This window comes from Mesorhizobium sp. M1252, assembly GCF_040318265.1.
Classification (GTDB): domain Bacteria; phylum Pseudomonadota; class Alphaproteobacteria; order Rhizobiales; family Rhizobiaceae; genus Mesorhizobium.
Genome location: NZ_JAMYLX010000003.1, coordinates 128,742 through 154,135 on the forward strand (window position 1 = coordinate 128,742; position 25,394 = coordinate 154,135).

Annotated in this window: 21 protein-coding genes and 1 pseudogene; 12 read left to right on the top strand and 10 right to left on the bottom strand. The window is 63.9% G+C overall.

Going from position 1 to position 25,394, the window contains the following annotated elements; translation table 11 throughout:
- Positions 1-171 precede the first annotated feature (171 nt).
- The 4 genes from NKH22_RS07155 to NKH22_RS07170 all read left to right on the top strand — a co-directional run bounded on the left by NKH22_RS07155 (position 172) and on the right by NKH22_RS07170 (position 1,980).
- Positions 172-855 carry a TetR/AcrR family transcriptional regulator gene (locus tag NKH22_RS07155; RefSeq protein WP_352909259.1) on the top strand — a complete coding sequence of 228 codons (684 nt, stop codon included), beginning with the start codon at positions 172-174 and terminating at the stop codon, positions 853-855.
- Between the two features lie 131 nt (positions 856-986).
- Entirely contained in the window at positions 987-1,532 is a 546-nt protein-coding gene (locus NKH22_RS07160) for an SspB family protein (protein ID WP_023667419.1), read from the top strand.
- 18 nt (positions 1,533-1,550) lie between these two features.
- Positions 1,551-1,745 (top strand): DUF4169 family protein, encoded by a 195-nt coding sequence (locus tag NKH22_RS07165; RefSeq protein ID WP_023712464.1) that lies wholly within the window; start codon positions 1,551-1,553, stop codon positions 1,743-1,745.
- A 13-nt stretch (positions 1,746-1,758) separates the two neighbouring features.
- On the top strand, positions 1,759-1,980 hold the full coding sequence (locus NKH22_RS07170; RefSeq protein ID WP_023712463.1) for a ribbon-helix-helix domain-containing protein: 222 nt from the start codon (positions 1,759-1,761) through the stop codon (positions 1,978-1,980).
- 7 nt (positions 1,981-1,987) lie between these two features.
- Here the strand turns inward: NKH22_RS07170 and NKH22_RS07175 are convergent, their stop codons facing one another.
- The 3 genes from NKH22_RS07175 to NKH22_RS07185 form a co-directional block, all read right to left on the bottom strand.
- Positions 1,988-5,926 carry an AsmA family protein gene (locus tag NKH22_RS07175; protein ID WP_352909260.1) on the bottom strand — a complete coding sequence of 1,313 codons (3,939 nt, stop codon included), beginning with the start codon at positions 5,924-5,926 and terminating at the stop codon, positions 1,988-1,990.
- 157 nt (positions 5,927-6,083) lie between these two features.
- Positions 6,084-6,518 (bottom strand): hypothetical protein, encoded by a 435-nt coding sequence (locus NKH22_RS07180; RefSeq protein WP_155921615.1) that lies wholly within the window; start codon positions 6,516-6,518, stop codon positions 6,084-6,086.
- Between the two features lie 65 nt (positions 6,519-6,583).
- Positions 6,584-7,993 (bottom strand): FAD-binding oxidoreductase, encoded by a 1,410-nt coding sequence (locus tag NKH22_RS07185; protein ID WP_023690898.1) that lies wholly within the window; start codon positions 7,991-7,993, stop codon positions 6,584-6,586.
- 102 nt (positions 7,994-8,095) lie between these two features.
- Between NKH22_RS07185 and NKH22_RS07190 the strand changes: the two genes are divergently transcribed.
- From NKH22_RS07190 to NKH22_RS07205, 4 genes are all read left to right on the top strand, one after another.
- Positions 8,096-8,581: a thioesterase family protein gene (locus NKH22_RS07190; protein ID WP_023688057.1), complete on the top strand. Its 486-nt coding sequence runs from the start codon at positions 8,096-8,098 to the stop codon at positions 8,579-8,581.
- A gap of 146 nt (positions 8,582-8,727) precedes the next feature.
- Positions 8,728-8,925 carry a hypothetical protein gene (locus tag NKH22_RS07195; protein ID WP_013531006.1) on the top strand — a complete coding sequence of 66 codons (198 nt, stop codon included), beginning with the start codon at positions 8,728-8,730 and terminating at the stop codon, positions 8,923-8,925.
- A 260-nt stretch (positions 8,926-9,185) separates the two neighbouring features.
- Positions 9,186-10,334, top strand: a complete 1,149-nt coding sequence (locus NKH22_RS07200) for a histidine kinase dimerization/phosphoacceptor domain -containing protein (protein ID WP_023668314.1) — start codon at positions 9,186-9,188, stop codon at positions 10,332-10,334.
- Positions 10,331-10,780: a response regulator gene (locus NKH22_RS07205; RefSeq protein ID WP_023668313.1), complete on the top strand. Its 450-nt coding sequence runs from the start codon at positions 10,331-10,333 to the stop codon at positions 10,778-10,780. Before NKH22_RS07200 ends, NKH22_RS07205 begins: the two co-directional genes overlap by 4 nt.
- Before the next feature lie 3 nt (positions 10,781-10,783).
- Here NKH22_RS07205 and NKH22_RS07210 read toward each other — a convergent pair whose 3' ends face one another.
- Positions 10,784-11,689 carry a dienelactone hydrolase family protein gene (locus tag NKH22_RS07210; RefSeq protein ID WP_023668312.1) on the bottom strand — a complete coding sequence of 302 codons (906 nt, stop codon included), beginning with the start codon at positions 11,687-11,689 and terminating at the stop codon, positions 10,784-10,786.
- 277 nt (positions 11,690-11,966) lie between these two features.
- Between NKH22_RS07210 and NKH22_RS07215 the strand changes: the two genes are divergently transcribed.
- Positions 11,967-12,107 (top strand): hypothetical protein, encoded by a 141-nt coding sequence (locus NKH22_RS07215; RefSeq protein WP_196815244.1) that lies wholly within the window; start codon positions 11,967-11,969, stop codon positions 12,105-12,107.
- 318 nt (positions 12,108-12,425) lie between these two features.
- On the opposite strand, the gene NKH22_RS07220 is transcribed toward NKH22_RS07215, so the two are convergent.
- Positions 12,426-14,765 carry a glucose/quinate/shikimate family membrane-bound PQQ-dependent dehydrogenase gene (locus NKH22_RS07220; RefSeq protein ID WP_196815245.1) on the bottom strand — a complete coding sequence of 780 codons (2,340 nt, stop codon included), beginning with the start codon at positions 14,763-14,765 and terminating at the stop codon, positions 12,426-12,428.
- A 242-nt stretch (positions 14,766-15,007) separates the two neighbouring features.
- Here NKH22_RS07220 and NKH22_RS07225 point away from each other — a divergent pair, with 242 nt between their 5' ends.
- Together NKH22_RS07225 and NKH22_RS31510 are read left to right on the top strand one after the other, a co-directional pair.
- A complete protein-coding gene (locus NKH22_RS07225) occupies positions 15,008-15,844 on the top strand; it encodes a DUF2059 domain-containing protein (RefSeq protein WP_352657997.1) in 837 nt (278 codons plus the stop codon).
- Between the two features lie 80 nt (positions 15,845-15,924).
- Positions 15,925-18,825: pseudogene (locus tag NKH22_RS31510) on the top strand (ATP-dependent helicase).
- 318 nt (positions 18,826-19,143) lie between these two features.
- Here the strand turns inward: NKH22_RS31510 and NKH22_RS07240 are convergent.
- From NKH22_RS07240 to NKH22_RS07260, 5 genes are all read right to left on the bottom strand, one after another.
- On the bottom strand, positions 19,144-20,184 hold the full coding sequence (locus tag NKH22_RS07240; protein WP_023668309.1) for an ABC transporter permease: 1,041 nt from the start codon (positions 20,182-20,184) through the stop codon (positions 19,144-19,146).
- The gene (locus tag NKH22_RS07245; protein ID WP_023668308.1) at positions 20,181-20,978 is read right to left on the bottom strand and encodes an ATP-binding cassette domain-containing protein; all 798 of its coding nucleotides are present in this window, start codon (positions 20,976-20,978) and stop codon (positions 20,181-20,183) included. The genes NKH22_RS07240 and NKH22_RS07245 overlap by 4 nt, the downstream gene beginning before the upstream one ends.
- 86 nt (positions 20,979-21,064) lie before the next feature.
- Positions 21,065-22,078 carry a substrate-binding domain-containing protein gene (locus NKH22_RS07250; RefSeq protein WP_023682113.1) on the bottom strand — a complete coding sequence of 338 codons (1,014 nt, stop codon included), beginning with the start codon at positions 22,076-22,078 and terminating at the stop codon, positions 21,065-21,067.
- 116 nt (positions 22,079-22,194) lie between these two features.
- Positions 22,195-23,100, bottom strand: a complete 906-nt coding sequence (locus NKH22_RS07255) for a sugar phosphate isomerase/epimerase family protein (protein ID WP_023690893.1) — start codon at positions 23,098-23,100, stop codon at positions 22,195-22,197.
- The gene (locus tag NKH22_RS07260) at positions 23,100-24,131 is read right to left on the bottom strand and encodes a Gfo/Idh/MocA family protein (RefSeq protein WP_023690892.1); all 1,032 of its coding nucleotides are present in this window, start codon (positions 24,129-24,131) and stop codon (positions 23,100-23,102) included. Before NKH22_RS07260 ends, NKH22_RS07255 begins: the two co-directional genes overlap by 1 nt.
- Positions 24,132-24,325: 194 nt before the next feature.
- On the opposite strand from NKH22_RS07260, the gene NKH22_RS07265 reads away from it, so the two are divergent.
- Positions 24,326-25,351 (top strand): LacI family DNA-binding transcriptional regulator, encoded by a 1,026-nt coding sequence (locus NKH22_RS07265; RefSeq protein ID WP_023821770.1) that lies wholly within the window; start codon positions 24,326-24,328, stop codon positions 25,349-25,351.
- Positions 25,352-25,394: the final 43 nt, after the last annotated feature.

The window sequence follows — 25,394 nt, forward strand, 5'->3', positions numbered from 1 at the left end:
AGTCTGGTTGGCGCCGCCAACGCGACGACTAACCCTAGGACGTTCCATCCCGTTGAAATCCGACGGCTCAGAGCGAGATTATTCGTCTCTACGGAGCGAATTCACCATTTTTTGTGTCCACAAATTTAGACAGCCTTGTCTAATTCGTCAATCACCTCTATATAGATTTCTATGAAGCTTGCCGTTTCTCCTGACATTTTCCCGCCACGCGGCCACGAGGCCAAGCGTATGTCGATTATCGATGCGGCGGCTTCGGTCTTTTGCCGGGAAGGCTTTGCCGGCGCCAATATCGACCTGATCGCGGTGGAGGCCGGCGTGTCGCGCCAGACCATCTATAATCACCACCGCGACAAGGAAAAGCTCTTCATGGCTGTGGTGCGCGATCTGACGGAGCGCTGCAATGCCGGCATCTTCGCCACCTTCGCCTCTTTCCCAGACCAGCCGAAGGATCTGGAAGCCGACCTGATCGGCTTTGCCGTGCGCATGAATCAGAACTGCATCTGCAACCGCGACGGACGCTTCCTGCGCAAGCTGATCCAGACCGAAGGCGAGCGCTATCCCGAGCTCTTCGCCGAATGGCGCGACCAGGGGCCGGGCCGGACCTGGCCGGCACTTGCCGCCCGTTTTGCCCGCCTCGCCCATGCCGGCCATCTCGCGGTCAACGATCCCGATGTCGCCGCACGCCAGTTCCTGGCGCTAGCCAACGCCGAACTGCAGACCACCTTCATGCTCGGCGGCATGCCGTCGGAAGATGAAGTGCTGCAATCCGCGACCCACGGCGTGCGCACATTCCTGCGCGCCTTCGGCAAGCGCAGATCAGCGGCAGCGGTGGAAAAACAGCTGGCCAGCGCCTGAACGCCAAAGCAGGCGATCAAATCGTCCGTTACGGGGCTTCGCTTCGGCGCATCAGCGATCTATATCCGGTTTACGCCGCGCTCAAGCTTGATTACAGCTATGCGGACGATTCAACGGAACCCGACCAGCACATGGCCGACGACCACATCCGCTACGACATCCTGGCCCAGGAGGCATTGCGCGGCGTCATGCGCAAGGTCCTGGCCGAAGTCGCGCGCACCGGCCTTCCCGGCAATCATCATTTCTTCATCACATTCCTGACCGGCGCGCCGGGCGTGCGGGTGTCCTCCAGGCTGCGCGAGCGCTATCCCGAACAGATGACCATCGTCATCCAGTTCCAGTATTGGGACCTCAAGGTGACCGATACCGGCTTCGAGGTCGGGCTGTCCTTCTCCGACGTGCCGGAGAAGCTGGAAATCCCGTTCTCGGCCGTACGCGGCTTCTACGACCCATCGGTCAATTTCGAACTCGAATTCGACGTCAAGACCGACGTCCCGGCGGAAGACGATGCAGCCGCCCAGCCGGCTGCCGAGCCTTTGGCTATCGTCTCCGAGAAAAAGCCGAAGGCCGAGAAGAAGGCAGCTGCCACTGAGGCGGAGAAAAAGCCCGCCGTGGCCGATGCCGCCGCCGGCAAGGGCGCCGACGTCGTGTCGCTCGACGCCTTCCGCAAGAAGTAGCGGGACGGTCGGCGCGACATGGGCGAAATCGTCAACCTTCGCCAGGTCCGCAAGCAGAAGGCGCGCACCGAAAAGGAAAAGCTCGCCGGCGAGAACCGCGCTCTGCACGGCCGTTGCAAAGCCGAAAGAACTCGTGACCGTCTGACATCGGACAAGGCCGAAAAATTCGTCGCCGGCCACCGCCGCGAACGCCCGGAAGACCAGGGCGATTGATGGACCGCCTGCGGTGAGCCCGGTCGAAAAACGCTCCGTGACCATCCGCGGCCATCGCACCAGCTATTCCCTCGAAAAACCCTTTTATGACGATCTCGTCGCCATCGCCGCCGCGCGCAAGCTGACCCTTGCTGCCCTGGTCGCGGAGATCGACGAGACAAGACCGCGCGATGCCAATCTGTCCTCGGCGCTCAGGCTCCACGTGCTGGACTGGGCCAAGCGCGACGCCGTCTGAATGGTTCTTAATTGCCCAGCGACTTCAGCAAATTGTCGACCGAGAACGGATTTGTCCTGGGCTTCGGCGGCGCCGGGGCCGAACCGTCACTGACGCCGGGAAGTGAGCGGTCGACCTTCGGCGCCTGCTCCTGAGCCTTGCGCTCGGCCTCCAGCCTGGCTTTTTCCTGCGAAGCGATCCGAGCCTGTTCGGCCTTCTTCCGTTCGTCCTCGGCCTTGGCGGCGTCTTCGGCAGCCTGCTCTTCGGCCTGCGCTTTCGCGTCCGCATCCGCCTTGGCCTTGGCGTCAGCCTCTGCCTGCGCTTTCGCATCGGCATCGGCCTTTGCTTTGGCATCCGCCTTGGCCTTGGCATCCGCTTCGGCCTGTGCCTTCGCATCTGCCTGCACTTTCGCCTTGGCGTCGGCCTCGGCTTTGAGCCGTGCCGCTTCCTCCTGCTTGCGCAATTCCTCGGCGGCGTTGTCGCGCTCGGTCTGCAAGGCGGCGTAATAGCGCACCTCGCGCCGCAGCCGCTGCTTCTCGAGCAGTGCGGCCTGCATCGCCTCGACCCGCTGCTGCTCCTTTTCCAGCGCGCGCTGGGTCAAAAATTGCGCCAGCGGCTCGCTGTCGAACTGCTTCTTCAGCGCCCCGAACGGCCCATCGACGCTGAAATTGACCGTCGGATCGGAGCCGATCAGCGCCTCGTCGCCAGGCTTGTAGGTGACAGCGCCCTTGGTGGCGACGGTGCCGGTGTTGAGGTCGGCCGTGATGTCGGCAGACAGCGTCGCCGCCTGGTTTTCGAGTTTCATCGGTGGTGCCCGCAACGTGCCGCCGGCGACCGTGAAGGCGATGTCGGCATCGCCGGCAGCAAAGCTGCCGTCGCCAGCGATCTCAGGTGCAAAGCCCGCGGTCTTGGCCACGTCGATGTCGCGCCCGATCGCATCGGCCTTGGCAATCAACGCGCCGAAGGCATCGGGATTGACGCCGGCAATGGTGAGGCCTTTCAGCGCCGCCGTGCCCGAGCCGGAGAGTGCGGCAATCATCGCGTCGACCGATTTGCCGCTGGTCGACAGCCCTGTCGAGAAGTCGCCGCTGCCACTCAAGCCGGCAGCCGGCAGCACGGTCGCCAGGTCAGCGCCGGCAAGCCTCATCTGGCCGGAGAACAGCCCCGTGCCGTCCGTGTTCTTCAACTCGAACAATCCGGTGAGCGCGCCGCCGAGCAGTTTTGCCTTCAGGTCCGAAACGCGGATGCCTTCCTGGTCGAGTTTCAACGACAGCGACGCATCATAGGCTGTCGCCAGCGGTCCGGCGGCAAGAGTCGCCGTCGTCAGATCGAGATCGGCGCTGAACGGCAGGCTGGATTTCTGGCTGAATGGCGCCGTCGGCCAGTTCGCGTTGCTGCTGAGGAACGACTGGTCACCGAACAGCGCAACCGCAATCGGGTCGAGGTCCAGTTCGTCGAGCGCCAGCGCACCGGCAAAATGCGGCAGCCCCTGCTTCGCATCGATGTTGACGTCGCCCGAAATCTCCGACTCGTTGATGGATCCGCTGAGGCCGCTCAACACCAGCAGGCCGTTGCCGAAATCGGCATCCGCGCTGAGCGAGGTCGAGGTGCCCGTTCCCATACCCGGCAGGCCGGCGCCGGTCGTCATCAGCCAGGGCTCGATATCGGAAGCGTCGAGGCCGATCTTGCCCTTGGCGGTGGCGCCTTGCGGCGTCTGAGCGACGGTGCCGTCGAACGTCGCCTTGAAGTCATCGGCGGCGAAATTGAAGCTCGTCGCCAGGCCGCCGCCGAGCGTGCCTTTGGCCGAAATATCGGTGCTTGCCTGGCCGAGCATGCCGAGCGGCAGCGCCGGCAGGCCGTAGAGCGCCAGCAGCACGGTGGCGTCGGGATTTTTGGCGTTGAAGGTCACCGTCACCGGCGCGTCGAGCAACTGGCCGACGGCACCCTTGCCCGACAGCGACGCCGAAAAGGCCGAACCGCCGGCCTTGCCTTGTCCGCTCACCGCCAGCCCGGTCGTGCCGTCGCCATTGTCGGCGGCGCTCGCCACCAGATCGACGCGCGCGTCCTGGAACAGTTCAGGATAGGCGGCCGTGCGGCCAGCCAGTCCCTTCAGCATCAGATTGTCGGGATAGTGTTGCGCGGCAATGTCGATCAGCGGCTTCAGATCGACGGCGACCACCGAGGCATCGAGCTTGCCGGTCGGGCTTGCCGGAAAATCCTTGATCCGGCCGGTGGCGCTGATCGAGGCGCCGGCAAGGCCGCCAATCGACAGCCGGTCGATTTCGAGCAGTCCGTCGCGGAGCCGGAGCGCTGTGTCGACCGTGTCGGCGGTGAGCCCGCCGGCATTGACCGGCCCTGCCTTGATCTGAAAATCGAGGTCACGGTCGGAAAAGCGGTTGGCGCCCTTGTCGCTGACGAAGATCGAGGCGAAGGCCGTCAGCCCGTCGACATCGAGTTCGCCGCCCGCGAGCCGCATCAGCACCGAGGACTTGGCGTCGTCGGGCTGGTTGGAATCGATGCGGCCGGTGAACTTCGACTTGCCGAGGATCAGTTCGAGATCGCTGAACGCCTGGCGCTTCTCCGACAGGTCCACCTTGGCCTTGAAGCCGGCGGCCGGCAGCCGGCGGATCGCCTCGTCGACATCTTTCGACAACCAGGCAGCAAAGCCGGAAGGCTGCGCCACCGCCAGCAGCATGGAGCCGCTGAAACGGAAATGATCTTCGACGCTGAGCATGCCGCTGGCTTCCAGCGTCGTGCGCCCGGGCAAGGTCGCGGCCAGCGATTTCACCGACCAGCCGCCCTCGACCGGCTCGGCCGAGAGATGCACGTCGCGCACCGTGGTGTCGCCGGCCACCACCGCCGGCAGCTTGACCTCGACAGTGCCGGGGATGCTCGGCTTCGGCAGTTCGAGCAGCGCCTGCTCGATTCCGGCAATGCGCTGGTCCAGCGTCAGGCCGGCGCCCTTCTCAGCGCCCACCGCCTCGTCCAGTTGCACCTGCGCGCCATTGGCCTCGATGGCGAAGTTCGGCCTAAGGCCGAGATCGACCGAAGCCTTGCCGTCGGCTGTGTAGGGATTGTCGAGCGGCCCGGTCTCGAAGCGGAATTCGTCGACGCCAAGCTTCTGGTGGTCGAGCGATAACTTGCCGTTCAGCCTGAACCCCGGATCGGGTTTGCCGGCGCTGATTTTGACGCTCTCGCCATCGCCGCCGCGCAGTTCGGCGCTGTTTTTGTCGTTGCCGGAAATCTTGAACTGGCCGGAATAGACGGCAGCCCCATTGACGATGCCGGCATTGCCGTCGGTTTCGATGACCAGTGGATAGGCATCGGGATCGACCTTGAGCCTCAGCCGCATCTGGCCGCTGCCTTCGGCCTTGCCGGTCGAAGCCGCAACCGTCGAACGCAGTCCGTCGAGCAGCAACGTTCCGTCCATGCGCCACGGCCCGGCCAGCGACTTGGCAGAGATGGTCGAATTGATCTCGGAAATCAGATGGCTGCGCCCGCCTGCGGCATGGCGGAGCGCAATTTCTCCCTCCGTCACCGTGAGCTTCTCGATCGAGATCTGGTTGAGATCGAAGGGCGAGGACGGCCGTATCGCCCAGTCGACCGTGCCGTTATCGGCGATGTCGATCGTCGCCTTCGGATGCACCAGCCGCATGTCGAAAATCAGCACTTCGCCGCGCAGGAACGGCGCCAGTTCCGCGTCCATCGAAAAGGTCTCGACGGTCATTGCCGACTGGCCGCCGGGGCCGCCGGCGACCGTGACGTTTGAGAAAGTCACCGAGGGGAACGGCAACAGCCGCGCCGTGGCGTCGCCTTGCACCGTCACCTTGCGGCCGAGAATGGCGCTCGCCTCGCGCTCGAATTGGGCGCGGTACCCGGTCCAATCGACAAAATACGGCACCACCAGCGCCGCAACCAGCACCAGCACAAACAAGCCACCGAAGATCACGAACAGGCGTGCGAGCATCAGCTCCGAACGGGTTGATTGAAAGTCAGCCGCACTCTACCCGCATCAGCGTGTCGATAAAGAGGCAATTCATCCAGAGTTGCTTGATCTCTGATGTATCTGGAAGAGCAGAGATTTTTGGACGCCTTTGACCGCGGTCCGGCCTGTGCGTAAGAGACTATCCTGCCATGGCCCGTCGGCGATATTCGTTCAGCAGCACTACCATCTCCTCGGGCGACAATGTCCAGCCCTGCGGTAATGCGGCTTCGGCGCCGAGGCTTTTGGTCACGCTGCCCATGACGGAGCTTTTCTTGACCCCCGGTGCGAAATTGTACCCGATCATATCGCCGATTCTGCGCCGGCGATGGACGACGAAGAAGCTTTCGATATCCTTCCAGGGGACCAGCTTGGGCGATCGAACAAGGCCTCCGCCGAGACTGAAACCTTGTCCGTTCAGCACCAGAATCTGCGGCCGCACAAGCTGCCAGGCAAACACCAACGCGACCAGCCCGAAAAAGGCCACGCACCACCAAAGGCCGGCGGTGTCGCCGTCCTCGGAGACATAAATCAGGAAAGCGCAGGCCAGGACAAAGAAGAGGCTGGCCGACAGCAATAACAGTGTCTTGCCAAGCGATGCCCTTATAATCAGGGTATCCATTGCCGCTCCTCACATTTCGGCTATGCAGGTAATATCTTGCCTGGGTTCATGATGTCTTGCGGGTCGAGCGCTTTTTTTATGGAGCGCATGATGTCGACACCATGGCCGAGCTCATGGCGCAGGAAGCCGATCTTGCCCTGGCCGATGCCGTGTTCGCCGGTGCAGGTGCCGTCCATGGCGATCGCCCGCATGTTCAGCCGCGAGACGAATTTCTCCGCCAGCGCGATCTCTTTGGGGTCGTTGACATCCATCAGCACCAGCACATGGAAATTGCCGTCGCCGGCATGGCCGACGATCGGCGCAACCAGGCCCATCTCGGCAATGTCGGCCTCGGTTTCGGCAACGCATTCGGCCAGCCGCGAGATCGGCACGCAGACATCGGTCGACAGGCCCTTGGTGCCCGGCCGCAGCGTCAGCGACGCCCAATAAGCATCGTGCCTGGCCTTCCAGAGTTTCGTGCGCTCCTCGGCGACGCTCGTCCACAGGAATGGCCCGCCGCCATTGTCTTCAGCAATGGCACCGAAGGTTTCGGCCTGTTCGGCGACACCGGCATCGCTGCCGTGGAACTCGACGAACAGGCACGGGCTCTCGGGGTAATCGAGCTTCGAGTAATTCTTCATCGCCCGCATCTGCAGTCCATTCACCAGTTCGATGCGCGCCACCGGAATGCCCATCTGGATGGTCGCGATGACCGCGTTGCAGGCCGCCTCGAGGTTTGGAAACGGGCAGACGCCGCCGGAGATCGCCTGCGGAATGCCTTGCAGCTTCAAGGTCAGCGAGGTGATGATGCCGAGCGTGCCTTCCGAGCCGACCAGAAGCCGCGTCAGATCGTAGCCGGCCGAACTCTTTTTCGCCCGCTTGCCGGTCGTCACCGTCTCGCCATCGGCCATGACGGCCGTCAGCGACAGCACGTTTTCACGCATCGTGCCGTAGCGCACCGCATTGGTGCCGGAGGCCCGCGTTGCCGCCATGCCGCCGAGCGAAGCATTGGCGCCGGGATCGATGGGGAAGAACAGGCCGGTATCGCGCAGGTGCCGATTCAAATCCTCGCGCGTTACGCCAGGCTCGACCGTGCAGTCGAGATCCTCGGGGTTGACCGACAGGATGCGGTTCATGCGCGAGGTGTCGACCGAGATGCCGCCACCCGGCGCGTTGGTGTGGCCCTCCAGCGAGGAACCGACGCCGAAGGCGATGACCGGCACGCGGTGCGCGGCGCAGGCACGTACGATCTCCTGCACCTCTTCTGTCGTCTCCGGGAACGCGACACCGTCAGGCGCCTGCGTCGGAATATAGGTGGTGGTATGCGCATGCTGCGAGCGGATCGCCGCGCCTGTCTGGAAGCGTTCGCCGAGCTGCTGCTTGAGAATGCCGAGCACGGCGGCGATGCCTTCCTCGTTGCGTTCGACCGGATTGAGGTCGCTCAGAGCCATGAATTCCTCCGCGAATGGACCAGCGTCCACGCTTGTTATGCGATTATGGATGCGTAGTCTCGACTGCCGCGCTCTGTCCAGCACCAGAACAAGGAAGTTTCCATGCCCATCCCTGCCCCCTTCGTTTCCAAACCGATGGACATCGAGAAGGACTGGATCGACTACAACGGCCATCTCAACATGGCCTATTACAACGTGTTGTTCGACCGCTGCTCGGATGAGGCGTTCGAGGCGATGGGCATGGGGCTGGACTATGTCGAAGAGCGGCGCCTGACCATCTACACGGCCGAAGTCCATGTTTGCTATGTCCAGGAACTGCACCTCGAACACAAGGTCGTCGTATCCTTCCAGCTGATCGATCACGACGACAAGCGGCTGCGGGCCTACCAGGAAATCCGCCATGTCGATGGCTGGCTCGCCGCCACTTCCGAAACCCTGTCGCTGCATGTCGACATGTCCGGGCCGAAAGTCGCGCCCTTCCCCGCCGATGTGCAGGCCAAGGTGAAAGCCATGCGCGCCGCCCATTCTGCACTGCCGATGCCCGAGCGCGCCGGCCGTTCGATCGGTATTCGCCGCAGGACCGCTTGAAGCGCTGCCGCGCCCGCGTTAACCTTACCAAGGTTTTAACGTGAACAAGCCATTTGGGCCATTGAACGACTCAGCTGACCGTTTGAGAACGGTGCCATGCGAGTTGCGACGCGGGCGGCGGGCAACAGGCGGTTCGAGGAACGTGCATGAAAACCGACATCAAGGTCGAGGTGGACAGGCTGGCTGCCGATCCGCGCATCACCGACTATGATTTCTGGCGCTCGTTGAAGAACGTCAACAACGAGATCTTCCACATCGCCAACAACAACGAGCCTATCCCCTTCGACATGATCCGCTGGCGCGCCATCCTGAAGCAGGCGCGCATGAAGCGTGGCCACGCCTGATGTTTCCGCTGTTCTGAGAAAGCCGCCACCGGCGAGCGCCGCCACGGACCATTGCGACCTGATCATTTCTATAGGTCGGCGCCAGCCCTGCTTTCAGCGAATCGGCTACATCCGACAACCTTCAAAAACCGTTCATTTCGACAGTTTGCGCAACCGGCGATTCGGTTTCGCAAACGGCTGCCTGCGACAAGAAGATCAAGATTGAACCAATTCCACGTCTAAGCCGTTGTGACCCCTGAAAAACGGCTTGGAGTGAAAGCATGGACTGGAAAAGGACCAGGGAACCGGCCGACGCATGGCACATGACGGACAATCTGCATGCCGAGCACGGCAAGGGCGATCCGTTCGCGGCCGCCATCCGCGCCACCCGCATGTCGATGGTTATCACCGATCCCCGTCAGGCGGACAATCCGATCGTCTTTGCCAATGACGCGTTCCTGCGCCTGACCGGCTACGAGCGCGACGAGGTCATGGGCAAGAACTGCCGCTTCCTGCAGGGGCCAGAGACAGACAAGGCAGCTGTGGCTAGCGTGCGCGACGCGATAGCAGCGGGAACCGATATCGCCATCGATCTGTTGAACTACCGTAAGGACGGCTCGACATTCTGGAATGCGCTCTACATCAGCCCGGTTTCCAACGACAAAGGCGAACTCCTGTTCTTCTTTGCCTCACAGCTCGATGTCTCCGATCGCAAGCGCTCCGAGGATCGCATCACCGCCGACAAGAACCGCTTTGAAAAGGCTGTCAAGGAACGCACGCGCGAGCTTGAGGCCGCCCTTGAGGCGCAGACCACGCTGCTGCACGAGGTCGACCATCGGGTGAAAAACAACCTGCAGATGATCTCCTCGCTGATCATCATGCAAAGCCGGGCAATCAAGGATGAAGCGACGAAGCGATCCCTGACCACCATGCTGGAGCGCATCGAGGCGCTGAGCACTGTGCATCGCCGTCTCTACCAGTCAAAGGATGTCAGCCGCTTCGATGTCTCGGATTTCGCCAGGGATCTGGTCACCGACCTGCTGACCGCATCGGGGCGCGCCGAGATCAAGCCGACGCTGGACCTCGAACCCATCGTCATTCCGGCCGAAAAAGCCACGCCTGTTGCCTTGATGGTCAATGAGCTTGTCACCAACGCGCTGAAGCATGCCTTCAAGGAAAAGCCGGACGGCACCACCGCGGGGCGCATCGGCATCAAGATGAGCCAGCCCGACGGCCACTTCAACATCGAGGTTTCCGATGACGGCGTCGGCATGGCCGAGGCCAGTGGCGATGCTTCTTTCGGCATGCGGCTGATCAAGTCGCTTGCCCGTCAGTTGCATGCCGACATCGAATGGCGCGACGCCGGCCCGGGCACAAAGGTCGTCATCTCGATGCCGAACGAACCGCAGCAGAAAGGGAAGCTGTCATGAACGAACCGCTCAAGGTCCTGATCGTCGAGGATGAGGCGTTGCTGGCGATGGAACTGGAAAGCCTCGTCGAGGAAGCCGGCCACAGCGTTGTGGGTTGGGCGACATCGTTGGCCGAAGCAAGAGGTATGATTGATACCGCCGATGCCGATATTGCCTTTGTCGATATCCACCTCGCCGACGGACCGACCGGGGTCGAGGTTGCCGAGCATATCCGCGAGGGTAACCGTTCCATGGTGGTGTTCATGACCGCCAATCCAAAACGCATCCCCGACCATTTCGCCGGCGCGATCGGCGTCATCGCCAAGCCCTACACGATGAACGGACTGGTGTCGGCGTTGCGCTATCTGCAGGAGGGCGTGCGGCGCCCGCCCCCGGTCTCGGTGCTGCCGGCCGGTTTTACGCTGTCGCCGGCCTATGAGAGCGTATGGGCGTCGTCGGCGGCCTGAAGCCTACGCCAGCTTCTCCTTGAGGAAAGCGATCGTCCTGCCCCAGGCGAGATCGGCTGCCTTCTTGTCATAGCGCGCGGCCGAGGTGTCGTTGTTGAAGGCATGGTTGACGCCGTCATAGACATAGACGGTGTATTCGACATGGGCGGCGTCGAGCGCCTTCTTGTAGGCATCGATGCCGGCGTCGATGCGCTCGTCTAGGCCGGCATAGTGCAGCAACAGCGCCGCCTTGATCTTCGCCACATCCTCGGCCTTCGGCTGCATGCCGTAATAGGCGACGCCGGCGGCGAGATCGGGCGCGTTGACCGCCAGATTGTTGACCGTGCCGCCGCCCCAGCAGAAGCCGACCGCACCGACCTTGCCGTTGCCGTCCTTCTCGCCCTTGAGATAGGCGATGGTCGCCAGGCCATCGGCGGTGACCTGGCTGGCGTCGAGCTTGGTGAACATGTCGCGCGCCTTGTCTTCGTCAGCGGGCGTGCCGCCGAGCGGCGACAGGAAATCCGGCGCCAGCGCCACGAACCCTTCCAGCGCAACGCGCCGCGCCACATCCTTGATATGCGGGTTGAGCCCCCTGTTCTCATGCACCACGATGACGGTGCCGAGCTTGCCGGACTGGTCCGCCGGCCTGACCAGATAGCCCTTCATCTCACCGCTGCTGCCGGAATAGGTGATATCTTCAGCCTTCACGCGCGGATCGTTGTCGGCGACGATTGCCGCCTGCGCCGAATTCGCCGCCAGCAGCGGCGCGATCGCGGCCGCCGCCGCGCCCGATCCGGCAAGCCTGGTCAGCTGCTCCATGAAGCGGCGGCGGTCGAGCGTCAGATGCGTGTATTCGTCATAGGCATCGATCATCGCCTGGGTGATGGCAGGTTTGGCAGGTTTGACGGCTTCGGCGGTGGGTTTCGTCATGGCGTGCTCCTCGTTAGGAGATGATCTCACGGTCACCTGGAAATGACCTTGCGGTCATTCCGGGTTGACCTCGAGGGTCAAGATAGGTGGAGGCTCGCATGGTCCAGTCACGGATGGGTGACGCTTGGGCCATCGAACGATGCGGCGGCCGGCGGAAATCGGCGCGTGCATCACATTTTGGTCATTTCAGAGAATGTCGATGGTGCCGCCACAATATGGAAGGAAGCTGATGATGGTCTCGCCCGCAGCCGCGAGCCCGACGAAAAGGAACAACGCCATGACCTTGTCCACTCCGATCCTTGCAAGCGCGCTCGTGCTTGCTGTTGCTGCCTTGCTGGCAATGCGCTCCGCTGCTTCCGCAGCCGCCGCTCGGATGGTGAAGGTCCGCGTCGACCGGCGTCGGCCGGCACCACGCTGATCCAGCAGGCCGAAACAGGGCCGCAGCTAACCAATGAAGTACTGGGCTCCGTGCCCAGCCTCAAAGGCCATCTCTTACGCAAGCTGACCAAGGCTGCTGCTGCCCCTCATCGCCCTGCCGGGCACTTCTCCCCGTATAGTGACGGGGAGAAGGATGCCGTCATCGATGATTTCGCCAATCGCCAGCGTTGCAGGAAAGGGCGCCAACGCCCCTTCTCCCCGTCACTATACGGGGAGAAGATGCCGGCAGCAGATGAGGGGCGGCGCGACATTGCCAGAATATCTGCCGGGCCGATCACCTACCTAAGTCACATCGCTGCTACTTCGGCAGCGTATAGGCCATCACATAGTCGCCCGGCTTGGTGCCGACCGAGCCGTGGCCGCCGGCGACGATGACCACGAACTGGCGACCGTCGGCGACAGTGTAGGTCATCGGCGTCGACTGCCCACCAGCCGGCAGCCTGGCCTGCCAGAGCTGCTTGCCCGATGTCAGGTCATAGGCGCGCAGATAGTCGTCGACCGCCGCGCCCAGGAAGACGACACCGCCGGCGGTGATCATCGGCCCGCCAATGCCGGGAACACCGACCTTCAGCGGCAAGGGCAACGGCGTCATGTCATAGACGGTGCCGTTGCGGTGCTTGTAGGCGATCTTGCCGGTTCTGAGGTCCGCTCCCGCCACATAGCCCCATGGCGGCGCCTGGCAGGGCACGCCGAGCGGCGACAGGAACGGCCCCATCACCACCGCATAGGGCGCGCCCTCATTGCGGTTCAGCCCCTGTTCGCTGCCGCGCCCCTCATCCGGGGGCGGCACCTGGTCGCGCGGAATGAGCTGCGATTTGAACGCCAGATAGGTCGGCATGCCGAACATCACCTGCCGTACCGGATCGACGGCGACGCCGCCCCAGTTGAAGGTGCCGAAATTACCGGGATAGACCAGCGAGCCCTGCACCGACGGCGGGGTATAGCGACCCTCGTAGCGCAGGCCCTGGAATTCGATCCGGCAGGCCAGCTGGTCGAACATGGTGATGCCCCACATGTCGGCGCCGGTCAGCGGCCTCGGATTGAAGGAGAGATCCGAGACCGGCTGCGTCGGCGACGTGTGATCGCCCTCGACAGCGCCGCCCGGCGCCGGCACTTCCTTGATCGGGATGATCGGCTCGCCGCTGCGCCGGTCGAGCACGTAGAGGTCGCCCTGCTTGGTCGGTCCAACCAGGCCCGGAACGACGCCGACAGCGGTGGTGATGTCGACCAGGGTCGGCTGTGCCGGCACATCCATGTCCCAGAGGTCGTGATGCACGGTCTGCCGCACCCAGCGCACTTGTCCGGTGGCCAGATCGAGCGCGGTGATCGAGGAGGAAAACTTCTCGACATTGGCGCTGCGGCCCATCCCGAGCTGGTCCGGCGTCTGGTTGCCGAGCGGCACATAGAGCAGGCCGAGCTTCTCGTCGGCGCTTGCCGTCGACCACATGTTGGGCGAGTTGTGGGTGTAGGTCTGGCCTGCCGCCAGCGGCGTTGTCTGGTCCGGATTGCCGGAATCCCAGTTCCACACCAGGGCGCCGGTGTCGACGTCGAAGGCGCGGATGACGCCGGACGGCTCTTGCGTCGAATAATTGTCGTTGACCGCGCCGCCGATGATGATCTTGCCGCCGGCAATCAGCGGCGCCGAGGTCGAGTAATAATAGCCCGACTTCGGATACGGCATGTTGGTCAACAGATTGAGCGTGCCGGCCTCGGCGAAGGACGCGCAGACCTGGCCGTTGGCGGCGTCGAGCGCGATCAGCCGCGCATCCGAGGTCGGCAGGTAGACGCGCGTCGCGCAAGGCTGGCCGGCGGCGATCTTGGCATCGGCATAATAGGACACGCCGCGGCAGGTCTGGTGCTGGCGGTCCTTGTCGAGCTTGATCTTGGGATCGAAACGCCATTTCTCCTTGCCGGTGGCGGCATCGATGGCGATAGCGAAATTGTGCGGCGTGCAGATATAGAGCGCGTCGCCCACCTTCAGCGGCGTCACTTGGTAGGTGGTTTCGCCGACATCGTCCGGCCCTTTCACGTCGCCGGTCTGGTAGGTCCAGGCCGGCTGCAATTTGGCGACATTGTCGGGCGTGATCTGGTCGAGCGGCGAATAGCGCTGGCCAAATTGCGTACGGCCGTAGAAATGCCATTCGCCCGGAGGCACATTGCCGCCGAGATCGGCAGTCGGCGTCACCTTGTCGGCGCTGAGGTCGCCGGCGATGTCCTTGGGATCGGCCGTCATCGAATAACCGGCGACGGCGAGCGAAGCGAGCACGGCCAGAATGAGCGGCGCTCGCGCGTCGGGGCCGGTCAGGCCCCGCCTTGCCCAAGGTGTCAGCAGCCACAGCGCCAGAAGCACGATGATGCCGCCGCGCGGTCCGAGTTCCCACCAGTCGAAGCCGATTTCCCACACCGCCCAGGCCAGCGTGCCGAGCACGATCGCCGCGTAGAGCCAGAGCGCCGTCGATTTGCGCCGGAAGAGCAGCCATGCGGCGATCAGGAAGGCGAGACCGGTGATGACATAGTACCAGCTGCCGCCCAGCATCACGAGCCAGACGCCGCCGCCGCCAAGTGCGAGGCCGATGAGGAACAGAATGAGGGAGGTGATGACGACAGCCAAGACGATACTCCTTCGACTGATGCGCATTCCGCGACGCGGCCATGGGCAAAGGTATGCCAATCCTGCCCCCGGCGGTACAACCTTCTCCCGGCCGTCGTGCCTGTCAAGCCGCCGGGGAGCGATCCACGGCGAAACCAAAAGGCCATGCCGCAGGCTCTCTTGCGTAACAGGGCGTTTTTCGAGGCCACACGCCAAGGTGGCAATCCCGCCTTGCCGGCATCCGGGTTTTCCAGCAGTCTGCTTTGGACCAACCATCAGGAGCAACCAGAGTGACGTCATTCGCCTCGCCTCTGACGCGCGTAGTCCTTGTCCTCTGTAGCTTCGTCGCGCTCACGGCCGGCACAGTGGCCGCGCCGGCACAGACGCTGAGCGAGATCAATAAGGCAAACGGCTTTCACGAGATGCTGATGGGCATCGGTCCCGGCATCGCCGCAGCCACGAAATCCATACCCGAACCGTTACCGGCAAATTTCCAGGACGCCTTGTCGGTCGCGCTGGAAGGCGCCTTCGACGCAGTCAAAATGGAGACTGCCATCGAATCGCGGATGGCGGACAGGCTGTCGGCCACCGATCTGTCCGACCTCGCAGCGTTTTACGCTTCCCCGTTGGGCAAGCACGTCACCGCTTTGGAAATTCAGTCGTCTGGCCCGGAAGGCAGGCAAAGCAAGAAGACAGAGGGCAAGCAAATCCTCGCCGAGCTTCCGACCAAGGATCCAGCCCGGCTTGAATTGTACCGCAAGATCATCGACGATATCAGCGCTGTCGACACCGGCGAGGCGATAGCGCTGAACATGAGCTACGCGATGGTTACGGGGATGCTGGGCGCAGCCGGAAAGCCTCTGTCGGACGAACAGATCATGGCGCTGGTGCGTCAGCAATCCGTGAAAATTCGCCAGAACATCGAACAGAATGCCATGCAGGGTAGCGCTTATACGTACCGGGATCTCCCGCTCGGCGATCTCAGACTGTACTCGACATTCCTGGCGTCACCCGCAGGCAGCCGCTATTACGACCAGATGCTGACGGCCTTTGGCATGGTTATGACAGAGGAAGCGCGCTCGTTCGGACATCGATTGTTCGTCGCGCTCGGTTACCGAAAGGCCTGAGCCGCGGTATCGGGCACTTTAGCAGAACAAAACGTAGACACTTCTGGTCTTTCGCTCCCGAATCACTACATTCGGGGGAGATGTCCGGCTTTGCGGAAGACATGCCCTTTTTCGACGAACCCAATGCGCGGCCCGCGGCCCCGTCGGGCATAGCCGCGCGCGCCATGGCGGCCCGCAGCGGACCCAACAGCGCACCCGATTATCTCAACGGCCTCAACCCCGAGCAGCGGCTGGCGGTGGAAACCACCGAAGGCCCGGTCCTGGTGCTGGCCGGCGCCGGCACCGGCAAGACCCGCGTGCTGACCACCCGCATCGCCCATATCCTGGCCACCGGCAGGGCTTTCCCCTCGCAGATCCTGGCGGTGACCTTCACCAACAAGGCCGCGCGCGAGATGAAGCAGCGCATCGGCCATCTCGTCGGCGAAGCCGTCGAGGGCATGCCGTGGCTCGGCACCTTCCACTCCATCGGCGTCAAGCTCTTGCGCCGCCACGCCGAGCTGGCCGGGCTCAAATCCGATTTCACCATCCTCGACACCGACGACGTCGTACGGCTGATCAAGCAGCTGATCCAGGCCGAAGGCCTCGACGACAAGCGCTGGCCGGCCAAGCAGTTCGCGCAGATGATCGACGGCTGGAAGAACAAGGGCCAAGGCCCCGCCGACATTGCCGAGGGCGACGCGCGCAGCTTCGCCAACGGCAAGGGCCGGGAACTCTACAAGGCCTATCAGGAGCGGCTGAAGACGCTGAACGCCTGCGACTTCGGCGATCTGCTCTGCCACCCGATCCGCATCTTCCGCGCCAATCCGGACGTGCTGAAGGACTACCACAAGCGCTTCAAATACATCCTCGTCGACGAGTACCAGGACACCAACACCGCGCAATACATGTGGCTGCGGCTGCTGGCGCAAAGACCTACCTCCCCCTCGATGGGGGAGGTCGCCCCCCGGGGGGGGCCGGGTGGGGGTGGAAGCGCCGGCGCCAGTGCCCCCACCCCCCCCCCAGGGGGCGGCCCCCCCCCCACACCCGGGGGGGAAAAATGAAGAGGGCCCGGCCCCCCACCCCCCCCCCCCGCCCGCCCCGCGGGCGCGGGCGCCACCCCCCCCCCCCCCCCGCTTCGCGGCGACCCTCCCAAACCTGGGGAGGGTAAAGTGCGATCGGCCGAAGGCCGCAAGCCCGACCGGGCGTCCGAGCCGTTGCGAGGCGACTCCCGCGACGCCGAAGGCGCGCAAAAAAGAGGGGGCGGAGGGCCTGCGCCGGCAGGCGCGGAACGGCCCGTGAGCGAAAACAAAGTCAACATTTGCTGCGTCGGCGACGACGACCAATCGATCTATGGCTGGCGTGGCGCCGAGGTCGACAACATCCTGCGCTTCGACAAGGATTTCCCGGGCGCCACCATCATCCGGCTGGAACGCAACTACCGCTCGACGGCGCACATCCTCGGCACCGCCTCGCACCTCATCGCCCACAATGAGGGTCGCTTCGGCAAGACGCTGTTCACCGAGAAGGTCGCCGAGGACGACGAGAAGGTGCATGTCCACGCCGCTTGGGATTCCGAGGAGGAAGCGCGCGCCGTCGGCGAAACCATCGAGACCTACCAGCGTGCCAAGCACAATCTCAACGACATGGCCATCCTGGTCCGCGCCTCCTTCCAGATGCGCGAATTCGAAGACCGCTTCGTCACGCTCGGCCTCAATTACCGCGTCATCGGCGGCCCGCGTTTTTATGAGCGCATGGAAATCCGCGATGCGCTGGCCTTCTTCCGCGTCGTCGCGCAGGGCGCCGACGACCTCGCCTTCGAGCGCATCGTCAATGTCCCCAAGCGCGGCCTGGGTGAAGCCACCATCCGCCAGATCCACGACACGGCGCGGATCTTGCGCATCCCGATGCTGGAGGCAGCCGCCAAGCTCGCAGAAAGCGACGAGCTGAAGCCCAAGCCCCGCGCGGCCTTGCGCGAAGTGGCGGCCAATTTCGAGCGCTGGCAGAAGGCGCTGGAAACCACGCCGCACACCGAACTCGCCGAGACCATTCTGGAGGAGAGCGGCTACACCGACATGTGGAAGAACGACCGCTCGGTCGAGGCGCCGGGCCGGCTGGAAAACCTGAAAGAGCTGATCCGCTCGATGGAGGAGTACGAATCGCTGCGCTCCTTCCTCGAGCATGTCGCGCTGGTCATGGACGCCGAGCAGAACGCCGAGCTGGACGCCGTCAACATCATGACGCTGCATTCGGCCAAGGGCCTCGAATTCGAGACGGTTTTCCTGCCCGGCTGGGAGGAAGGCCTGTTTCCGCACCAGCGCGCGCTGGACGAAGGCGGTCGCTCCGGCCTGGAGGAAGAGCGCCGTCTCGCCTATGTCGGCCTGACCCGGGCCAAGAAGAACCTGCATCTGTGGTTCGTCTCCAACCGCCGCATCCACGGCCTGTGGCAGTCGACCATCCCGTCGCGCTTTCTGGACGAACTGCCGGAAGCCCATGTCGAGGTCGCCGAAAGCGGCAACTCCTATGGCGGCTACGGCAATTCCTATGGCGGCGGTTCGTTCGCGTCGGGCCGTGGCGGCCAGGGCGCAGGACGGCAGAACCCCTACGGCGCCTCGCGCTTCGACAATGTCGGCGCGGAAAAATCCGGCGCCTTTTCCAACACCTATGCCACGCCGGGCTGGCAGCGCGCCCAGGCCAACCGCACCGAAGCGACCGACCGCAACTGGGGTTCGCGCTCCGGCCACCAGGTCGAGCGCATCGGCTATGGCGAGACCGACTCCGGCTACGGCGCCGGCCGAACCAGCGTCAAAGGCCGCACCATCGACGGCGAACTGGTCGCCAAATCCGTCGCCGACACGCCGTCAGCCTTTAGTGTCGGCGACCGCGTCTTCCACCAGAAATTCGGCAACGGCAACATTTCCAACATCGAAGGCAACAAGCTGACCATCGACTTCGACAAGGCCGGCCAGAAACGCGTGCTCGACGGGTTCGTCGCGGCGGTGTGAGCGCCCGCTTGTCCTGTTGTCCTACAAGCGACCACATTGTTGTAGTCTGGCGGAGCCCTCCCCGCCTCGTCATCCACGGGCGGAGCAAGGAGCGTAGCGACGCAGCGTAGACCCGAGGATCCATCCCGCGTCTTCAACGCGTTGCCACGGTGCGGAATCCTGCGCAGCTGCACTCCAAGGTCGCGGAATGGATTCCAGGGTCTACGCGACGGAGCTTCGCTCCTGCTCCGCCCTAGAATGACGAAGCGACGGGCGTCTGCCCAGTCGTCGGGGCATGCGGTCCGCAACATGAGCGTCCCCGTCAATTTAGCCCGCCCCTCACCTGTACCGCGCCTGGTTCCACTTGTGCCCCAGCAGCGACAGGATGATGATCAGCCCGTTGAAGAACTGGACGTAGAAGCCGCTCAGGCCCGCCGCCACGACGCCGGTCTGGATGAACGACACGGTGACCGCGCCGATCGCTCCACCGGCAACCGTACCGATGCCGCCCCAGGTCGGCGTGCCGCCGACGAACACCGAAGCCAGCACCGGCAAGAGATAGCCGTCGCCCGCGGTCGGCCACCAGGTGAAGTTGATCATCACCGAAAACGTGCCGGCGATCGCGGCCCCGATGCCGGTGAAGATGAACACTTTCACCCGCACACGCTTGACGTCGATGCCCATCTGCTGGGCGCTGTCGGGGTTGTCGCCGACGACCCTCACCTGCGCGCCGAAGCGGTGCCGGTTGTAGAGCATTGCCGACAAAATGACGAAGGCGAGTGCCCAGAAGACCTGTACCGGAAAACCCCACACCTGACCGGAGAAGATGGTGTACGCCCAGCTGTCGCTGAGACCGGTCAATGCCGTCGATCTGCCCTCGTTGATGATCTGGATCAGTCCCCGCAGCAGGAAATTCATGCCGAGGGTGGCGATCAGCGACGACAGCCCGCCATAAACGACCAGGGATCCGACGAGAAAGCCGAGCAGCGTGCCGGTGAGAATCGCCGCTGCGATGCCGAGAAACGGATCGTAGCCGGCCTGCACCACCAGCGCGAACACCCAGGAGGCAAAGCCCATGGTTGCGGGAAACGACAGGTCGATCTCGCCGCAGGTGACGACGAAGACCAGCGGCACCACCACGAACAGGGCAACCGGCAGCGTGGTCAGCACGGATCTGTAGAGATACCAGGTGGTGAACACGGTCGGGTTGGCGATCAGGAACGCCGCCATCATGATGATGAACACGGCGAGCGTGCCGAGCGCTGCGCGGTTGTCGATGACGAAACCGCGCAGCCAATGGTCGGACGGGTGCTTCCACTCAGGCCGGGCTGCCTTGCCGCCGAGCGGGCTCTGCAGATCGGGTTCCATGGTCTTGCTCATCGTGCTGCCCTCTCCGCGTCGCCGGCCTCGTGCAGCCCCGGCAATCCTCCGGGATGCGCAACGTCTTCCATGAAATTGATCAGCTCTTCGGCCGACTTGACCTCGGTGCGATCGGCGGTCAGCGCCACCTTGCCGCGGTCAATCACCACGAAGCGGTCGGCGATGTCGAAGACATGGTGGATGTTGTGGCCGATGAACAGGATCGAACGGCCGCTCGCCCGCACCTGGCGCACGAAATGGAAGACCTTGGCGGTCTCGGTCAGCGACAGCGCCGTCGTCGGCTCGTCGAGGATGATCAGCTCGGCCTGCTTGTAGATGGCGCGCGCGATCGCCACGCCCTGGCGTTCGCCGCCGGAGAGCTGGCCGACGATCGAATGCGGCGTGAACACTTTCGAGGTAAAGCCGATCTCGCGCATCAGCCGGCTCGCCTCCTCTATCTCTTTATTGACCTTCAGAAAGCCCATGAAGCCGGTGAGTTCGCGGCCCATGAAGATGTTGCGCACGATGGTCTGCTGCACGGCCAGCGCCCGGTCCTGGAAGACCGTCTCGATGCCGGCGTCGCGCGAGCGTGCCGCACTCCAGCCGGTCACCGGCTTGCCGCGCACCAGGATCTCGCCGCTGGTCGGCTTGACGACGCCGGACAGGATCTTGATCAGCGTCGATTTGCCGGCGCCATTGTCACCGATCAAGCCAACCACCTCGCCGCGGTCGACCGAGAGATTGACCCCGCCCAGCGCATAGACCTGGCCATAGGATTTGCTGATGTCGCGCAGTTCGATGATGCGTTCGGCCATGGCGATCCTCGCTCCTGTGGTATCATCCCGGCCTGGTGCCGGCGGTCCTGCCGGCCGGGCTTGCGCCCAGCCGGCAGTTTGGGAGGTCAGCGCAGCGCCTGCTTGGCGAGCTCGGCGACGATCTCGTAATTCTGCGGCGTGACGAAGCCGGCGCCAGTGTCGACATTCATCGGCGCCAGGCCCAGCACCACCTGCTGGCAAAGGCTGAGGATCGGCAGATAGCCTTGCAGAAACGGCTGCTGATCGGCCGTCAGTTGCACCCAGCCGCCCTTGAACGCCTCGACGATCTGCGGGCTGGTGTCGAAGCCGAAATTGAAGATGTCGCCGGGCTTGCGCCCCGCCGCCTGCATGTAGGTGGCGACGTTGCCCAGCATCTGGCCGCCGGGATAGCCGACCGCCTTGACGTCGGGATTGTTGAGCAGGGCCGCGGTGATCACCGGTATCGCCAGATTGGGGTCGGACGCCCATTCGCCGCTCGGCGGCGACGACAGCTGGATGACCTCGACGCCTGCTTCCTTGAGTGCTGCCACCGTGCCGCGCTCGCGCGCGCCGCGGGCCTCGTTCTCGAACGGGCCGATCATGATCGCCTTGTCGCCGGACTTGAGATTGCCGAGCTTGAACGCTTCGACGCCGAGCGCGCGGCCCTGCTGCTCCTGCTGGGCGCCGACATAGCCGCCGCCGAACGCAGCCACCACCGTCGGCACCGGCACGTTCTGGTACATCATCTTGATGCCGTCCTTGTGCGCCTGTTCGGCCAGCGGCATGATCGCGGCGTCGCCGGGATGGCCCATCATGGCAATGCCGTTGGGCTTCACGGCGACGGCCTCGCGCAATTGCTGAACCATCTTCTCGACGTCCCACTGCGAGAAGATGTAGTCGACCTTGGGTCCGAGATCGGACGCCGCCTGCTTGGCGCCATTGTAGACGATGGTGCCGAAAGCGTCGCCCTCGGCGCCGCCGACGAAAAAGCGGATGTGGACATCCTTGCACCACTGGGCGTCGAGCGCCTGCGCCGGCAGAGTGGAGATGGCAGCGCACAGCGCCGTGGCGGCGGCCACGACGGTCGAGCGCAGAAGTGTCGTTCTCATTGCGATGCTCATGCACGTTCCTCCCTTTTGTCCTCGGTGAGCCGAGGGGTTTCGTCGTTCGCCTGTCGGCAGTGCTTGTCGGCAGTGCTTGGCAATCTGTCAGGCCGGCTCCTCCCACCGGCCCTCGGTCACGCTGGGTTCGGCAGGTAGGTCGCTCCTCCCCGGCATTGCTTGAGGTATTCCAGCCCGCGCACCTGACCTGTGATTTCGAGGTCGCCGCGATAGACCGGGTCATGCCAGCCCTCGATGTCGATGGCGCCCTTGTAACCGGCCAGCCGCAATTCGCTGATCACCCGCGTCCAGTCGCTGTCGCCAAACCCGGGTGTGCGCATCTGCACGAAGGGCAGCTTGCCGAACACGCCGTGCTCGCGGATCACATCCCAGCGCACCGTCGCGTCCTTGCCGTGGACATGGAAGATGCGCGGCGCCCATTTGCGGATCTGCGGCATCGGGTCGATGAGGTAGACAAGCTGATGGCAGGGCTCCCATTCCAGGCCGAGATTGTCGTCGGGCAATTCGTTGAACATCAGCTCCCAGGCGTCCGGATTGTGGGCGATGTTCCAGTCACCGGCGGCCCAGTTGCCGTCCATGGCGCAATTTTCGAAGGCAATGCGCACGCCCTTGTCGGCGGCGCGTTTGGCCAGTGGTCCCCAGACCTCACGGAAGCGCGGCAGGCTGTCGGTCAGCTTCTTGCCGCGAAGGCGGCCGGTGAAGCCGCTGACCGTCGAGGCGCCGAACAGATGCGCATTGTCGATGACGGTTTCCCATGCCGCGAGCACGCCGCGATCGACCTCGCCATCCTCCAGCGGATTGCCGAACACGCCGATCGACGACACGGCGACATCGGCATCGCCGATCGCCTCGCGGATCTCGCCGGCGAGCCGCGCCAAATCCTTGCCGCCCAGCGTCTGCCAGAAGAAGGGCTGGATGCTCTCGAAGCCGAGCGGCAGAATCTCTTTGATGTAGGCGGCCGGGTCTTCGAGATTGGCCCGCACCATGGTGCCGATCCGGATGTCGAGAAGCGGGTTTGGCATCATGATGCTTCCTGTGTGATTGCGACGCGCCGTCCGGTCTCGGCGCTTTCGATGGCGCCAAAAACCATGGCCAGGCTTTTGATGTTGTCGCTGCCACGGGTTTCCGGCTCGCTGCCGGTCTCGATGGCGTGGATGAAATCCTTGATGATGCCGAGATGACCGCCGATGCGGTCGGCGGGATCGAGCGGCGGCACTGTGATGGGTTGGGTCAGGTCGAACAGGCCGTCGCGGACCGACAACACAACCTCGGCCTTCAGCCCGTCCTCGCCATCCCAGACCAGGCTGCCGTGCTCGGCGACGATGCGCCATGTGCTCTCCCAGCTGGTGCGAAAGCCCGCCGCGCACCAGGAACCGGCATAGGTGAAGCGCTTGCCGGCGCCAAGATCGAAGATAGCGCTGGCCGACGATCCCTGCCGGTACCAGGAATTGGCCGGCTCCCATTCCTGGCAAAAGACACCGGCGGGATCGCCTGCGACCATGTAGCGGGCGGCGTCGAATGTGTGGATCGCCATGTCGAGCAAGAGCACATGGGCCATCTCCTCGCGAAAGCCGCCGAAATGCGGCGCGACGAAGAAATCGGCATGGATGCTGGTTGGCTTGCCGATGGCGCCGGAGTCGAGAAAGCGCCTGATGCGCCGGACATTGGCGACGTAGCGGCGGTTCTGCACGACCGCATGGATACGCCCCGCGTCACGTGCCGCATCGACGATGGCGCGCGCATTTTCTGGAGTATCGGCCAGCGGCTTTTCCGTCAGCAGATGGCAATTATGGGCAAAGGCGGCAAAGGCGACATCACGCCGGGCGGCTGGAACCACGACATCGAACACCGCGTCGGGCCTGGTCTGGTCGAGAACCTGATCGAGGCTGGTGCCGATGACGGCGCGATCGAGCCCGTATTCGCGTGCCCTCGCCCGCGCCCGTTCGGCGTCGAGATCGACAAGTCCGACAATGGCCAACCCGCCGATCTGCCTCGCGGCATCGAGCCAGGCCTTGCTCATCGCACCACAGCCGACGAGGACGGCATTCATCATCCGGCATTCCTCCCGTCCGGTCCCTCCAGACCGAATGTCACGGCATTTCCGGCATCACCGTAAACGCTTTTCCGTAAACGTTTACGAGAACACACCCGATGGCGTAGAATGTCAATCGGCTGCCAGCGAGAATCATCCCGAAGCCTTGGCCTGGGCGGCAGCCGGTGCTAGCCAAGACAGGGGGAGAACTGTCCTTGGCGTCCAGCATCCATGACCTCGCGCGTCACCTGAACATTTCGATCGGCACCGTGTCGCGGGCGTTGAACGGCCGCGCCGACGTCAATGCCGACACCCGCCAGCGCGTGCTCGCCGCCGCCAAGCAATTGAACTATTCGCCCAACCAGTCCGGCCGCAGCCTGCGGCAAGGCACCACCCATTCGATCGCCTTCATGCTGCAGCCGCATCCGGGCGACCAGCAATATGGCGAACCGTTCTTCATCCCGTTCCTGATCGGTCTGCAAGGCCGGCTTGCCGAGTATGGCCTGGATTTGATGGTCGTCATGGGTGAGCCCGGTCAATATCAGCAGGACAGGCTGCGCCGCGTGGTTGAGACGCGCCGGGCCGACGCGGTCGTGTTGGCCAACACACGGCGGGAAGACGATCGGATCAACTATCTCAGCAAGGCCGGCTTTCCCTTCGCCACGCTTGGCCGAAGTCAATCCGGCGACGACACCTATCCTTCGCTCGATATCGATTTCGAGAGGGCGGGTGATGAAGCCGTCGACCGGCTGGTCGCGCGCGGCCACCGCCGCATTGCCGCCATCCGCCCTTCGCTTGATCTCAACTTCGGCTACCTGTTCCTCGACGGCTACCGCAAGGCGCTGAAGCGGCATGGTATCGAAGTCGACCCCGGCCTGATCGCCGACGGCTTCATCAACGAGGCCGGAGGCTACCAGGTGACGCCGCGCGTGATGCTCTCCAAGGACCGGCCCACAGCCATCATCTTCAACAATGACGCAATGGCGCTCGGCGGCTGCAAAGCACTGGCCGAGATGGGCATCAGGCCCGGCCACGACATCGCGGTGATCGTCATCGTCGACACGCCGCTCTGCCGTTATTTCTCGCCGGCGCTGACCGCCTTCCGTCCGTCGCTGGAGCCGATGGGCCGGCGGCTGGCCGAAATGTTGCTGGCCTCGCTTCCCGCCTTTGCCGGCCCGGAAGGTCCGCGCATCATCCGCGAAGTCTGGCCGCTGGAGCTGATCGCGCGCGACAGCGATTGATAGTGCGTCTCTCCCTTCTCCCACAAGGGAGAAGGGAGAGGCC

Coding starts and splice junctions, on each gene's coding strand:
- NKH22_RS07175 (WP_352909260.1), bottom strand. CDS start 5,926: ATGCTCGCACGCCTGTTCGTGATCTTCGGTGGCTTGTTTGTGCTGGTG.
- NKH22_RS07205 (WP_023668313.1), top strand. CDS start 10,331: ATGAACGAACCGCTCAAGGTCCTGATCGTCGAGGATGAGGCGTTGCTG.
- NKH22_RS07185 (WP_023690898.1), bottom strand. CDS start 7,993: ATGGCTCTGAGCGACCTCAATCCGGTCGAACGCAACGAGGAAGGCATC.
- NKH22_RS07200 (WP_023668314.1), top strand. CDS start 9,186: ATGGACTGGAAAAGGACCAGGGAACCGGCCGACGCATGGCACATGACG.
- NKH22_RS07160 (WP_023667419.1), top strand. CDS start 987: ATGGCCGACGACCACATCCGCTACGACATCCTGGCCCAGGAGGCATTG.
- NKH22_RS07260 (WP_023690892.1), bottom strand. CDS start 24,131: ATGATGAATGCCGTCCTCGTCGGCTGTGGTGCGATGAGCAAGGCCTGG.
- NKH22_RS07250 (WP_023682113.1), bottom strand. CDS start 22,078: ATGAGCATCGCAATGAGAACGACACTTCTGCGCTCGACCGTCGTGGCC.
- NKH22_RS07215 (WP_196815244.1), top strand. CDS start 11,967: ATGACCTTGTCCACTCCGATCCTTGCAAGCGCGCTCGTGCTTGCTGTT.
- NKH22_RS07210 (WP_023668312.1), bottom strand. CDS start 11,689: ATGACGAAACCCACCGCCGAAGCCGTCAAACCTGCCAAACCTGCCATC.
- NKH22_RS07190 (WP_023688057.1), top strand. CDS start 8,096: ATGCCCATCCCTGCCCCCTTCGTTTCCAAACCGATGGACATCGAGAAG.
- NKH22_RS07220 (WP_196815245.1), bottom strand. CDS start 14,765: ATGCGCATCAGTCGAAGGAGTATCGTCTTGGCTGTCGTCATCACCTCC.
- NKH22_RS07155 (WP_352909259.1), top strand. CDS start 172: ATGAAGCTTGCCGTTTCTCCTGACATTTTCCCGCCACGCGGCCACGAG.
- NKH22_RS07255 (WP_023690893.1), bottom strand. CDS start 23,100: ATGCCAAACCCGCTTCTCGACATCCGGATCGGCACCATGGTGCGGGCC.
- NKH22_RS07165 (WP_023712464.1), top strand. CDS start 1,551: ATGGGCGAAATCGTCAACCTTCGCCAGGTCCGCAAGCAGAAGGCGCGC.
- NKH22_RS07240 (WP_023668309.1), bottom strand. CDS start 20,184: ATGAGCAAGACCATGGAACCCGATCTGCAGAGCCCGCTCGGCGGCAAG.
- NKH22_RS07245 (WP_023668308.1), bottom strand. CDS start 20,978: ATGGCCGAACGCATCATCGAACTGCGCGACATCAGCAAATCCTATGGC.
- NKH22_RS07195 (WP_013531006.1), top strand. CDS start 8,728: ATGAAAACCGACATCAAGGTCGAGGTGGACAGGCTGGCTGCCGATCCG.